Raw genomic sequence first — 13,586 nt, 5'->3', positions numbered from 1 at the left:
GCAAATAAGTTAACTATTTAGTCAACATACTGATGTTGTTCTACTTGAAAAGCAGGTCTACATGAAATGGAGAGTTCCATAGTGCCTTCCCAAAAATATTTTTCACCTGCTTCGATTAAGACAACATCACCCGCATTAAAAGAATATTCTTGATCTTCAACAACAACTTTGCCACTGCCTGCCTGGATATAAACGATTTCCTGGCAAATTAAATTAGTTGCTCTTCGTGTTTCAGGATAGCGGCCGTTGATTTTAACAACCGCGAAGTCAATGGTTTGATCTTCAATAGGATATTCAGTCACTATACAATTTGAGCTGTTTTTTCGTTCTATTGTTTGATGTTTTCGAGCAATTTTCATTGTTTTCCTTATTATGGTCGCCTTAATTATTTTTCTAGCAATAAGCTGTATTTAGCTAAAGAGGGAATATGGCTCATCAGAATTTTGATCATCATCAAAAAAGGAATAGAAAGTAATGCTCCACCGATGCCCCATAGCCATGCCCAAAAAACGATGCTAAAAAAAACAATGAGCGGATTTAAATTTAAGCGATTACCCAGCAAAATGGGGGTAATAATTTGTCCTTCTATATTCACGGTTATCCAATATAGAAATGGCGGTAACATAATTTGCAAAAGTGAATCAAAAGTAATTAATGAAACAAAAAAGACCACACCAATACCTATTGCTGGACCAATATAGGGAATAAAATTAAGGAAGGCAGCCATGACACCCCAAAGTATTGCATTGGGGACAGACAAGAGCCATAAAATCAAAGCGATTACCCCGCCCAGGCAGATACAAATCATGGTGAATGTAAATAAATAGATTGAGAGATCTTGTTCAATACTGGAAAGAAAATTAGTTGCGATTTTTTTCTGGCGAGTTGTGATAATTTTTTGCAAGTTTTCAAAAATTACATCAGCATAAATTAATAAAAAGAATAAGTATGCCAATACCAGAAAAATTAATAAAATTGCATTGGTAGTAAGATCAAATAATGAATAGCCAATATTGCCCACTTCAGCTTTTACTTCAACTTTTTTTTCGGGGTTCGCTTCAGTAATCGTTTGGGCTGTTTTCAAAGCATTACTAAGTTTTATAAGGGGTTTTTTAATAGATGAAAATTTTTTTTCGATAACAGACATATTTTCAGGCGCTTTATCTATCCAATGTGCAGCCGGTGCAGCAAGAAAAGAAACGCCAAAGCTGATAATACCTAAAATTACAGTTGTAATCAGAATTGAAGCAAGAAATTTTGGGAATTTTAACTTTTGAAGAAAAACTCTGAATGGCCTTAATAATAAGTAGAGAAAAAAAGAAAGCATTAAGGGAAACAAAATAAATTGCCCAATATAAGCCACACAAAGAATGGCAAGTAAAGCCAAAACTTTTAATTCCCACATTGACTGAGCGTGATTATTCATTGGTTGATTCATGACTTAATACTTTTGACTCCATGATATTTTATAAAATAAAAAATTACGAGGTATAGCAAATATAATAAATTAAGTCATTTTGAGCGAAGTCCTTTGTTCTTGCTGTTCTAATTTCAAAGCTCGTTTTCTAATGGCTTCTTGTAATTCAATAAAAAATTTAGTTTGACCTGTAGTGTTTAGGGGGGCGGATGTCCTTTCTTCATCGTCTATTTCTTCATCCAGCGATTCATCTGCATCGTAAGCCCCTTCTACAAGAAAATTCAGGGAATTTGTTTTCTTTTCATAACGTTTTAAAAATTCTTTTAAGCAGGTAGCAAAATGTGGATTATCATGCATAAAAACAATAGCGGAACTAGATAGTCTGACTATAAGTTCTTGATCATTATATAGTTCAGGTTGTGTGCTGATTTCCTTGGAAATGGCAATTAATTTAGGGTAAATTTGATGGTGTGCTTTGTCACTTGAAATTTTGTAGGATTGAATTAACTTTTCAAAAAGTGAGTGACATTCCTTGCTAATAGACATTCGCATCCCTTACTTATCTTTTTGATTTATTAGATATCAATTAGAGTGAATTGGCAACAAGTAAATTTTAAAAGTTTAACAGTCGCAATTAGGTACTAGCTTTGTTTTGACTGACTAGTTATGATTAATTGCGAAAATTTGTATGCTTTGTAAAATGGTCAAAACATCATTTTGCTATAGTTATATTAATGAAGGGAAATTAAGGAGAAAAGTCATGGCTGATAGAAATGATAATGGAGTCGGTATTATAACGATTATAGTTATAATAATTTTAGCAGGTATTGCGTTATGGTATTTCTTTGGCGCGCCACGCATGGGAACAACACCAGCAAATACCAATGTCACGGTAGAAACACCTGCAACCCCAAGTAGCACAACGGTTACACCTGCTAATAATACTGGGACACCTGGTGCAGCAGGAACTACTAATACAACAACACCGACTAATACAACTACCACTACCACACCAGATAATAGTGGAACAACTACTAATCCAAGCAATAATAAAACTACCGATTAATTAGTAGGTATAATTTGCTCAGCTCAACTGATAATTCAGTTGAGCTATTTTCAATATAATATGTAATTTCATATCATTCTTGATGATGCGGCACGCTAGCTATGGGGCGACCATGTTGCTAATCATGGTTGATATAAGTTACTTAAAGGCGACATTTCAAAATGTACAGGAAGACAAATTCTGCCAGAGAGCTTGTAATTAAGCTTTTAGATTTGGCGGGAATTACTATCAATGGAAATGCACTGTGGGATTTACAAATTCATAATGACCAATTTTATGCACGCGTGTTACGTGATGCTGACTTGGGACTTGGTGAGTCCTATATGGATGGGTGGTGGGATTGCAAACGTATTGATATGTTAATTGAACATATAGTGAATGCTAATATCGAAAGCAAAGTAAAATTAAATCCCAAACTCGCATTGCGTTTATTACTTTCCCGGGTTTTTAATTTTCAGTCAAAAAAACGCGCCTTACAAGTTGGACAACGCCACTATGATCTGGGAAATGAACTTTTCCAGGCAATGTTAGATAGCAATATGAATTATACCTGCGGCTATTGGAAAGAGGCATTGACTTTAGATGAGGCACAACTTGCTAAATTGGATTTAACATGCAGAAAATTATTACTAAAACCAGGTATGCGTCTTTTAGATATTGGCTGTGGTTGGGGTAGTTTGGCTAAATATGCTGCGGAAAACTATGGGGTGAATGTTGTTGGTATTACAATTTCAAAACAACAATATGAACTCGCTAAAGAACGTTGTAAAAATTTACCAATCGAAATTCGCTTTCAGGATTATCGAGAGGTTAATGAAAAATTCGATCGTATTGCCTCTCTGGGAATGTTTGAACATGTTGGCTATCTAAATTATCGAAAATATATGCAAGTTGCCCATCGGTGTTTAGCTGATGATGGTTTATTTTTATTACACACGATAGGAAATAATGAAAGTACAACTCAGGCAATGCCCTGGATTGCCAAATATATTTTTCCTAATGGGATGTTGCCTTCTATTGCTCAACTGGGCAAAGCTACAGAAAAGCTATTTATCATGGAGGATTGGCAAAATTTTGGTATGGACTATCAAAAAACATTGATAGCCTGGCATCAAAATTTTAATGCCAACTGGAATCAACTAAAAACAATGTATGATGAACGATTTTTTCGTATGTGGAATTACTATTTGTTAAGTTGTGCGGGTGGTTTTAACACAAGAATGCTACAGTTATGGCAAATTGTTTTTTCAAAAGGGCTTAAATCAAGATACGATGCACCAAGATAAGCCTGTATGAAAATGAATTAGGCATAAGGATGTCAATTTGATTTAACTGTCATCTTTGATACTTAGGAAATTGGTCTTTCCCGCGTAGCGGAATCCATTTCTACAGCAAATTCTATTGTGTCTTGCCTAATAGATTCCCGCCTACGCGGAATGACACAAATTTTACCAATTAAGGTATGATTTTGTCTTGTTATAATTAATCATTGCGCGCCTGTAAAAGCTCTCTTAATTCAACCGGTAATATTGATTGAGCTTTTTCCGTTAGGGTCGCTTCATGTTTTTGCCATAATGTTCCCAAGTAAATAATTACTAAGCCAATTAAAGCCAGAGCAATTGGGAATAAGATGCTATTTTTAAATACCTCGGCCGCAAGATGACCAAGATAAAAAGCACAGCCAATAGCACCAAAGATTACAAAGACTTTTCTTGTTAGCAAAACCCCAATACCAATCATTAATAAATTAATGCATAAATAAAAGAATTTTGATAATTCGCTTTCAGAATGCTGGCAAGTCAATCCCCCCCAAAAAGCTATCACACCAAATAAGTATAACCAAAATGCATAATCTAAGGTTTTTCTTGAACGTAAATCTACCCAAAAGGCGATTAAGGTTATAATCAGTCCAAAATACATAGAAATCATGGCGCTAAGTTGAAAAGTTGCGTATTGATCAGTCAGCATATAAGTGACATCCATCGATAGATACCATAATGTGACAGCTATTGGCATGATCATGAAGGGATAGCGGTAAATCCATGCCAGAATGATTCCCACAATGAGAGTGCCTAACTCCATGAAAATCCAGTGCCACTGGGCATAGTAATGATATTCTTGATACTTGGTATCATCATCTGGCCACCAACCCATCGCCAATTGTAAACCATAAATAGCCAAAGGTGTCAGGGCAATGACGAAGGTGGCGCATATTCCGGCAGGAATAGTATAATCATGTTTGTCAAATAGATGAGTCAAGTAAAGGCCAATGGCTGCATAAAGTAGACAAAGATAAAAAATTCCCCATCCACCAAATTTTTCCCAGCCCAAATTCATAAATAGAGTCATGGCACCGATAGCAATTAAACCACCAAAATAATATAAAACATTGGTGAGATTAAAGTTAGGCGTTTGTTCTGGTTGGCTTTTAAGAAATTTAAGTAACTGATCCGCCTGTTGAGAATTAATAATATTAGCATCCACAGCCTTATCAAGAGTAGCGCGAGAAATCTTCATTGTGTTTCTCCCAAATATTCCTACAATTGGATTCAGTGGTACTTTTCTAAAGTATAGAATTATTGCGATAAATTTGTTTGGTATTTGATCGACTGTTGGGCTAAAAAATTTGCCAGGATAAATTTTTAATAGTCACATAACTGGTGTGGAATTTGGTGCTTGGTTTTTGTACCGCCACACCAAACTCTTCGTCTGGATTAATTTTGATAAAGTTTAATAAAATCATTAAGTTGAGCTATGCGTTTTTTATTAAGCGAAGTATAGCATTCAAGCAATGAGAGTGGTTGCAGGGTTCCTTCCTCATTCTGCAAGCTTTCAAAATCACATTCTTTTTTACGATAAACCAGCCAGGCTTTTTGTGTATCAATTAGTAAATTTTGTTTAGTTTGCGATAATAGACCCAGTAAGGTGTTGTATCGCTTATTTAACATATTGTCATAAAAAGTATATTCATTATTTGCGCAAGTTCTTAGTTCGGCAGGTGATGCTACTTTGTCATAACATGCTTTTATTCTTTCTAATGCTTCATTAGAGTTGGAATTTAGATTTACGCCACCTCTAGATGCTCTTTTGTTTACTGAAGGAATATCCCCTGGGAAAAATTCTCTGTTGTCAGGGTCTAGAGGAATTTTCAAATCTTCTAACTCTTGTGGAGTAATTTGAGAAACAGGTTGATGGTTGCAGGAGAAATAGGAAACAAAATTTGCATCCTTTAATACAATTAATCCATTAACCTCCCACCCTTTGCCAATACCAGTGTATAAAATATAGTCATAGTCATTTTTATTAAAGCGTAAATAAGTACCGCCACCGCCACTAAACATCTGCGCACGTCCCGTAAACGCTTTATTGGCAGGCACTTTACTGGAGGGATAAGACATTTCGATATTATCCTTTTGACCAAAACGGTATTGCATGTAACCAGAAGTCGCTGACAGGTTTTTAGAAGCACAAACAGAAATGGTTTTATTGTTTTTGGTAAGACAAGTAAATAAAATTTGCTCATCGTTTTGACACAGAGAATTATTTTCTGCAAAACTCACTAATGGAAGAAAAAACGCGAGGAAAGTTGAGAGTAGTGTATTTTTCTTATTCATAATACCTAGTCCTTAAGAGATATATTCCAATGAATTGTCATTTCATGGAGAAAATATTTGAACTATTTTGACAGCAAAATTCTAATAGATAACAGACCTTATTTGCTAGAAAGATTATAAAATTTCTAACATCAATGGGTTGGGTTATATCCTAGATGTTCATAAATGATGAGAAGTGAGTAATAACATGGTTAATTTTAAAGAGTTTAGTGTACAAAAATTTTTAACCGATTATTGGCAAAAAAAGCCGGTGATAATTCGGCAAGCATTACCTTCTTTTAAGAATCCGCTCAGTCCTGATGAACTTGCTGGATTGGCAATGGAGGAAGAGGTTGAAAGTCGAATAGTATTAGAAACACCCGAAAAAAGTCCCTACTGGCATTTAAAACGTGGACCATTCTCTCCCAAGGATTTCAAAAGTTTACCCAGAACACACTGGACTTTATTGGTACAAGCAGTTGACCGTTTTATCCCTGAGGTGGCTCTTATGCTTAACGACTTTAACTTTCTTCCCCAGTGGCGAGTTGATGATGTAATGATAAGTTATGCGGTAAATAAAGGAAGTGTAGGACCTCATTATGATAATTATGATGTTTTTCTATATCAGGCAATAGGCTCTAGGAAATGGTCATTAACCACCAAAAATTGCTGCGTCGAAAATAGCCTATCTGGAATTGAATTAAGAATTATGGAGGATTTTCAGGTAGAAGAAGAATATATTCTTGAAGAAGGCGATATGCTTTATTTACCTCCTCATGTGGGTCATTATGGGATAGCTATTTCAAAGGACTGCATGACCTATTCTTTTGGCTATCGCAGCTATCAGGGACAAGAATTATGGGATAGTTTTGGTGAGTATTTAGCTGAAAAAAAACAAGCAGTCACTCTTTATAAAGATCCAAATTGGGGTTTAATAAATGCTACCTCTGAATTACCACAACAGGCTTGGGAAAATGCTCGTGAATTAATGCAGGAATTACTTTCGAATGAATCGCAATTTAAATCATGGTTCGGTTGTTTTGCAACAAACCTTGATCAACACGCACAAGAACTTTTGCCTGAGCCAATGCCACAAGATGTTCGCCAAGAATTTTTTTTACAAGCGTTACGTGGTAGTAGAGGATTGATGCGTAATTCTCTCTGTCGTTTTGCTTATCAAGAGTCTGATGATAATGCTATCTTTTTATTCATTAATGGCTATGAGTGGAATGTCAAAGGAGTTTCCATTGCTTTAGTTAAATTGATTGCTAATTGTCGTCTACTGCTAACAGAGGAATTGAATGCTTTTTTAGAGAGAGAGGAAGATCGTTTCTTTCTTTTTGAATTATGGAAACTACAATGGCTTGAGATAGTGGAAGAGTTATTTTCCTAGATTCGCATTTATAAATACTCATTAAATTTGGTATAAAATTTGCTGATTGAAAGTATTCATTTCTAGCAGAATTATTTGATGAGGGATTGTCAAATGTTAAAAAAATATCTTCTCTGTCTTGTTTTGGGCCTCTTTTTTGCAAGTTTAGCCTTTGCGCAAGATCGCGAAATTGCAATCACAATTGATGATTTGCCCTTCGTGGGATCGAGTAATAATAATCCTGCAAAATTGCAACGCGAACATGATCGCTTTATGAAAATTTTGCAGACTTTAATTGAAAAGAATGTCCCAGCAACAGGATTTGTCATTGCAGGTTCTATAGAGAAAGGTCAATGGGAGCTTCTGGAGCAATTTCGCCAAGCTGGTTTCATTTTGGGGAATCATACCTACTCCCACAGAAGTTTAAATAGTGTTACAGCAGAAAAATATATCGATGATGTAGATAGAGCTGATAAAGTTTTGACCCCATTATTCCCTGATCGAAAATATTTTCGTTATCCTTATTTAGCTGAAAGTTCAGGACAGAAAAAGCAAACAGTGTACGATTATTTGGCAGCACACAATTATATTGTTGCTCCAGTAACCATCGATAGTAAAGATTTTGTGTTTAATCAACAGCTTTTTGCTATTCCTTATCGCTTGCGTGAGAAAAATTTAAATCAATTAAGAAAGCGATACCTTGCTTTTATTTGGAATCAGACATTGAAGGCAGAAAGCAAAGCTGCCAAAGCTAATCCTGATAAACCAGTAAAACAAATTTTATTAATTCATGCCAATTTGCTAAATAGCCATTTTTTGGGGGATATTATTGATCTTTATAGACAAAATGGTTATCGCTTTATCAGCTTAGATGAGGCTTTAACGGCGCCGGCTGAAACTATAACCACGGATGCCGGAGAAAATGAACGTTATGAAATGTTTTTTGATGATAAAGTGCTTAGAACACTCTTTAATCAAAAAAGTTAAGCACGTCTGAAAAAACTAGATAATCCTTAAGATTATCTAGTTTTTTTATTGTCAGCGATGGTTAATTCCTGACTTGCGAATTCTTTTTGCAGGCGTTCGACAGCATGTTGAGGCAGTAATAGCCAATAATGTCCTTCATTTTTCATATGACCTGCTATATAAGTTGCCTTTTTACCTGCTCCCCAAAAGACATCTCCTCGGACCAGCCCACGAATTGCGCCACCGGTATCTTGAGCAATCATTAAACGCTGAAAAGGACGTTGATTATCACTGTGCGCATCTGGCCTTGTTGTTGTTAACCAAAGTGGAGTGCCGATTGGAATCCATTTTAAATCAACAGCTAAGGAATAACCTGGGGTCAAAGCCACGCCTTGTGTACCTAGAGCTGCAGTTTGTGGAAGTTTATCAAAGAAGACAAAAGACTTATTTTGATTTAAAACTTTATCCATTTCCTTGGGGTGCTCAGTTAAATAGCGTTTAATACCTTGCATTGAAGCTGTGTGCTTTGTCATCACGCCTTTATCAATGAGTACTTTTGCAATTGCTGTGTAAGGGGCACCATTCTGGGCTGCATATCCAAGGTAAACTAATTCACCATCCGGCAGTTCAACAATACCAGAACCTTGGATCTCTAAAAAAACGCGATCAATTGGATTATCAATCCATACCAGAACCTTGGCTTTGTTCTTAATCGCTCCCTTATTAATTTCTGCGCGTGTATAATAGGGCACAACACGATGTCCCGTCACACGGCCTACTAATTTTCGATGTTTAAAAGAAGGATCAAATTGACCGAGATTAATCGTTACCAAGTCCGAAGGTGTAGCATATATAGGGACATTGTATTTATTTGTTTTAGTGCGGCTCCCATAGAGAAGTGGCATATAGTAGCCTGTGAAAAGACCGCGAACGGGCTGATTGTCATAAAATTCTACCGGAGAGAACCATTTTTCAAAAAATTCTCTTGCCTGTTTATTAGTGCCAGGGGAAATTGCCAGTGCTATTTGACAAGCTGGTTGCCAATCTTTAGCTTTCAACTCTAAGAGATGGCTTCCTACTGATTTCTCAGGATCTTGTCTTAAAAAAGTTTTGCATGAAACTTTAAATGCTTCTAATGATTGTTGCAAATCAGCCGTCTTCCAGCCGGGAAGCTGAGAAAAAGAGCCTTGTCTTAAAGTTAGGGGTTTGATTTTTGGTCTCTGCCACCACCACCAGGCATAATAACCGGAGGCAATTAGAACAGCGACAAGAAATAAATAAAGTAATTTTCTTTTCATTGGGCAAATTTTACACTAATTTGGATTTAATGCAACTTTAAGTAAAGGGTAGCCAGTTATGTCCTATATAAATTTATCAGAGAATGGCAAAACGTCTTTTGAAAAAATTTTAGAGTATGTTCCTGAAATTTCTTACAATGGGGCCAACTTGAAAATGTTTTTTTGCAAGCAAAACATTTACTCCAGAGTTTCTTGAGGCAAATTAGACGAGCATTAGCTTTTGACAATCAGTGTTACCAGTGTATGGCAAAAGCTGGGAGCCCTGATGAACAACCGCGCACAGCAAAGCTTGCGCAAGCGTTAAGATTTGCCAACCATTTTGCTATTAACCATCATACAATTGATGCAAAAATATATTGAAACACTGAATCAATATTTTGCGGTGGCGGAATTGGTAGGAACTGATTGCTTTTTGGAGTTTTATTTCAGCATCGCAAAAAATAGGTGCTTCTTAGGGTTTAAAGCCTCGTGAATATTATGTGGGGATGCCAAGGGTTTAATTGACTTTAGAACTGGAGGCGCAAAATTTAGCGATAGATATGAGCTATTACAATTTGTAGCCCTGCAGCTGTCAAATTTAGAAAATTATAGCCAGGATCAATCGTTGTGCGCTCCAGCCATTCATTTGCTATGCAGATATCTGTTAATTTATGCAATTGCTCAAGAGTAATGGTACGCCCATATTTTTTTGTCAATTGCTCAACAGCATTTTCATCCATGTTTAAAAAGACTTTATCTCGGCTCGTTCCTTGAGCTTTCATTTCGTCATAAAAAAGTAATAAAACATCCAATTCATTCATAATAATAAATCCTTTATTGATCCTCTGTTAAATATAGCTAAGTATTTTGTTTAATTTCTTTTCTTTTAAAAAATTGATTAGATTTTACGGCGTAATAAATCGTGGGTAAAATGAAAAGAGTTAATAGCGTTCCCATACTTAAACCACCTAAAAGAACAAAGCCAATGGCGTGTCGGGATTCTGCACCGGCGTCATGTGAAAGTATAAGTGGAATAATCCCAAAAATCATGGCTCCAGTGGTCATTAAAATAGGGCGTAGGCGTAAAACGGCCGCTTTTTGAATAGCCTCTAGTATAGAGAATCCTTGTTCTCTTAATTGATTGGCGAATTCGACAATTAAGATACCGTGTTTGCTAATTAGACCAATTAACGTTATTAAACCCACCTGTGTATAAATATTAAATGATTGTTTAAATAAATAAGCAAAAAACAGGGCACCGCAGCTCGCTAAAGGAACTGTAAACATGATGATCAATGGGTCAATGAAATTTTCAAACTGAATTGATAAGATAGCAAAAATAAAGAAAAGGGATAAAACAAATAAAATCAGCATAATATTGGAAGATTGAGTATAGGCTTTCGCAGCACCTTCCCAGGTCATTTTGTAGTGCTTAGGTAATTCATTTTTGGCTATATCCCCAAGCATGCCCATTCCCTTTTTAATTGAGTCACCAGAACGTAATTTAACGTGCAGAGTAGTTGAGCGCATTTGGTTATGATGATCCAGCGTTGGCGGTTGCGCTTTGGTTTTCATGGTAGTTATTGCGCCTAAGGAAACGTGTTTGCCCACAGGTGTCGTGAGATATAATTCATTTAAAGTCCAGGGGGAATTTATTCCTTTGAGGGTTAAATTATAAATTATGCCATCTTTTTGGAAATTCAGTGATTTATCACCGCTGAAAAATACTTCAATTGTTTTTGCCACCTGTTTGGGCGATAGCCCAAGTTGCGAAAGTGCGTTATTGTCAACATCGATGCTATAACCCATGGAGTCCAGCCGTAAGTCGTAGTGGCTAGATTCAAATTGTTTATTTTCATCTAGCGACGCTTTTAATTTTTCTACTTCATTGAGTAATTGACGAAAATTATCAGTTGTTGAAATAACCAAGGTTAATTCTGAACCGCTTCCTGCATCATCAATTCCCGGTAATGCGGTGTCCCAGCTCCAAACATAGGAATCCATTGACGGAAAACTATTCATTTGTGGCTGTAAATTTGTAACTAACTGCTCAGCTGAGTGTGTTCTTTGGGCATGAGGCTTTAAAGGAAGGACAATACTAGCCCCCCAATCACCAATAAATGTGAGTTGATTATTGATTTCTGGCAAATTTTTTACCTTATTCTCAATTGGCGGGATTTTGCTATCCAGCGTTTGAACATTATCGCCGACAAGTAAAGGCGTGTAGATACCAATTAATCCACGGTCTTCTTTGGGTGCAGTTTCTCTAGGCAATAAATGATAAAAAAATAGGCTACAACCTATAAAGCAAGCTACACCTGCAAAAAGATATTTTTTCTTTCCAATCCCTCTGTTTAAAATTTTGGCATATTGTTGGTCAAGTTTATGTAAAAACGTATCAACGGCTGGCCATAATTGTTTGTTATTCCTATTTAAAAATTTGGCACACATTAAAGGGGATAATGTTAAAGAGACAATTCCAGAAATAACAACACTTCCTGCCAAAGCAACAGCGAATTCAATAAAGATTTGTCCAAGCATTCCTGGAATAAAAGCGACAGGTGCATAAACGCTAGCTAAGGTAAGAGTCATTGCGACAATTGCAAAACCAATTTCTCTTGAGCCTTTCATTGCAGCATCAATTGACGACATACCTTCTTCAATGTGACGCCAAATATTTTCTAAAACAATAATGGCATCATCCACTACTAAGCCAACGGCAAGAACCATAGCTAAAAGCGTCATAAGGTTAATAGAAAAGCCAAATACTTTTAAAAAAATTAATGCCCCTAGTAAAGAGACGGGGATAGTAATTAATGGAATAAAAGTGGCACGTCCATTTCTCAGAAATAGAAAGACGATGATAAGTACCAGGATAATTGCCTCTAAAATAGAAGACTGAATATTTTTTAGAGAGGCATTAATAAAATCGGATTGATCGATGATAGTTTTGACTTTTATATCTTCAGGCAAATTTTGTTTTATCGAATTAAGTTCATGACGAACGAGTTTGGACACCTCAAGTGGATTCGCATCGTCTGCACGATTAATGGATAAAACAAGACCAGGATGACCGTTTACTCTTACTCGCATACGATCATTATCTGTTGTTAATTTTACAGCGGCTATGGATTTTAAGAAAATAGGGTGATAGTTGTTGCTTTTAATTAATAGATTTTCATAGTCTGCGACTGTTTTTAATTCAAAATTTAGGGTGCTGGGAATTTTATTCTGAAAGTTACCAGCAGGAAGAGAGATGCTACTTTTCGCAATAGCATCGAATACTTCATCTACATTAATACCAAAAGAAAATAATTTTTTAGGATCAAGTCGAATCTCATAGGTATAGGGTTGTCCCCAAACCTCCACAGATGAAACACCTTTTAAGCTACGAAAGGAATTTTTTAAATTAAGATTGGCAAAATGAGTTAACTCACCAAAACCAAGGGAAGATGATTCTAAAGAAATCCCTACAAAAGGAAGGCCACTTGATTTTTTTTGTCTTTCAATGGCTGGGGCTCTGACGTCAATAGGTAATAAGGGTTTTGCTAAAGCAACCGCATCTTGGGTTGCACTCAAGGCCCTGTCCATCGATGAGCCTGAACGGAAAGATAAGGTGATGTAAGAGGAGCCTGAGCTTGATTGTGAGGTAATAGTTTCCAGGCCCTCAACCCCAGCCAAGCGTTCTTCCAGAATATTTGTAACGGCTGATTCGACCAGTTCTGAGCTGGCATTGGGATAAGATGTTGTAACAGTAATTGTAGGGAAGCTAATATTTGGATACTCTCGAATAGGTAATGAATGCAAGCAGAGCAAGCCTAAGACGACAAGCACGCAGTTAAAGATAACGGTGATAACTGGGTGTTTAATAAAATAATTGGGTAGTTTCATAGTA

Annotated in this window: 12 protein-coding genes; 4 read left to right on the top strand and 8 right to left on the bottom strand. The window is 36.3% G+C overall.

Translation table 11 applies throughout. The annotated features are described in order from the left end of the window. Window positions 1-17 precede the first annotated feature (17 nt). The 3 genes from PXX05_RS06740 to PXX05_RS06730 form a co-directional block, all read right to left on the bottom strand. Window positions 18-359 carry an AraC family ligand binding domain-containing protein gene (locus PXX05_RS06740; RefSeq protein ID WP_275090295.1) on the bottom strand — a complete coding sequence of 114 codons (342 nt, stop codon included), beginning with the start codon at window positions 357-359 and terminating at the stop codon, window positions 18-20. Between the two features lie 26 nt (window positions 360-385). Next, window positions 386-1,438, bottom strand: a complete 1,053-nt coding sequence (locus PXX05_RS06735; protein ID WP_275090294.1) for an AI-2E family transporter — start codon at window positions 1,436-1,438, stop codon at window positions 386-388. A gap of 69 nt (window positions 1,439-1,507) precedes the next feature. Beyond that, complete coding sequence (locus PXX05_RS06730; protein ID WP_275090293.1) at window positions 1,508-1,963, bottom strand: hypothetical protein; 456 nt, start codon at window positions 1,961-1,963, stop codon at window positions 1,508-1,510. Between the two features lie 214 nt (window positions 1,964-2,177). On the opposite strand from PXX05_RS06730, the gene PXX05_RS06725 reads away from it, so the two are divergent. Further along, window positions 2,178-2,483, top strand: a complete 306-nt coding sequence (locus PXX05_RS06725) for a hypothetical protein (RefSeq protein WP_275090292.1) — start codon at window positions 2,178-2,180, stop codon at window positions 2,481-2,483. Window positions 2,484-2,644: 161 nt separating this feature from the next. Next, complete coding sequence (gene cfa / locus PXX05_RS06720; RefSeq protein ID WP_275090291.1) at window positions 2,645-3,769, top strand: cyclopropane fatty acyl phospholipid synthase; 1,125 nt, start codon at window positions 2,645-2,647, stop codon at window positions 3,767-3,769. A gap of 196 nt (window positions 3,770-3,965) precedes the next feature. Here the strand turns inward: cfa and PXX05_RS06715 are convergent, their stop codons facing one another. Then, window positions 3,966-5,000 carry a DUF2157 domain-containing protein gene (locus tag PXX05_RS06715; RefSeq protein ID WP_275090290.1) on the bottom strand — a complete coding sequence of 345 codons (1,035 nt, stop codon included), beginning with the start codon at window positions 4,998-5,000 and terminating at the stop codon, window positions 3,966-3,968. Between the two features lie 197 nt (window positions 5,001-5,197). Next, the gene (locus PXX05_RS06710) at window positions 5,198-6,097 is read right to left on the bottom strand and encodes a lysozyme inhibitor LprI family protein (protein WP_275090289.1); all 900 of its coding nucleotides are present in this window, start codon (window positions 6,095-6,097) and stop codon (window positions 5,198-5,200) included. Between the two features lie 187 nt (window positions 6,098-6,284). On the opposite strand from PXX05_RS06710, the gene PXX05_RS06705 reads away from it, so the two are divergent. Both PXX05_RS06705 and PXX05_RS06700 read left to right on the top strand, forming a co-directional pair. Beyond that, window positions 6,285-7,469, top strand: a complete 1,185-nt coding sequence (locus tag PXX05_RS06705) for a cupin domain-containing protein (protein ID WP_275090288.1) — start codon at window positions 6,285-6,287, stop codon at window positions 7,467-7,469. Window positions 7,470-7,562: 93 nt separating this feature from the next. Further along, window positions 7,563-8,435, top strand: a complete 873-nt coding sequence (locus PXX05_RS06700) for a polysaccharide deacetylase family protein (protein ID WP_275090287.1) — start codon at window positions 7,563-7,565, stop codon at window positions 8,433-8,435. Between the two features lie 32 nt (window positions 8,436-8,467). Here PXX05_RS06700 and mltA read toward each other — a convergent pair whose 3' ends face one another. The 3 genes from mltA to PXX05_RS06685 form a co-directional block, all read right to left on the bottom strand. Beyond that, window positions 8,468-9,712 (bottom strand): murein transglycosylase A, encoded by a 1,245-nt coding sequence (mltA, locus tag PXX05_RS06695; protein ID WP_275090286.1) that lies wholly within the window; start codon window positions 9,710-9,712, stop codon window positions 8,468-8,470. Between the two features lie 527 nt (window positions 9,713-10,239). Continuing rightward, complete coding sequence (locus PXX05_RS06690; RefSeq protein WP_275090284.1) at window positions 10,240-10,512, bottom strand: hypothetical protein; 273 nt, start codon at window positions 10,510-10,512, stop codon at window positions 10,240-10,242. A gap of 37 nt (window positions 10,513-10,549) precedes the next feature. Beyond that, the gene (locus PXX05_RS06685) at window positions 10,550-13,582 is read right to left on the bottom strand and encodes an efflux RND transporter permease subunit (RefSeq protein WP_275090283.1); all 3,033 of its coding nucleotides are present in this window, start codon (window positions 13,580-13,582) and stop codon (window positions 10,550-10,552) included. Window positions 13,583-13,586 lie beyond the last annotated feature (4 nt).

Origin of the sequence: Legionella cardiaca (assembly GCF_029026145.1) — a bacterium.
GTDB lineage: Bacteria > Pseudomonadota > Gammaproteobacteria > Legionellales > Legionellaceae > Tatlockia > Tatlockia cardiaca.
Note: the sequence above shows the minus strand (reverse complement) of the source record. Positions and strands in the feature narration are given on the sequence as shown.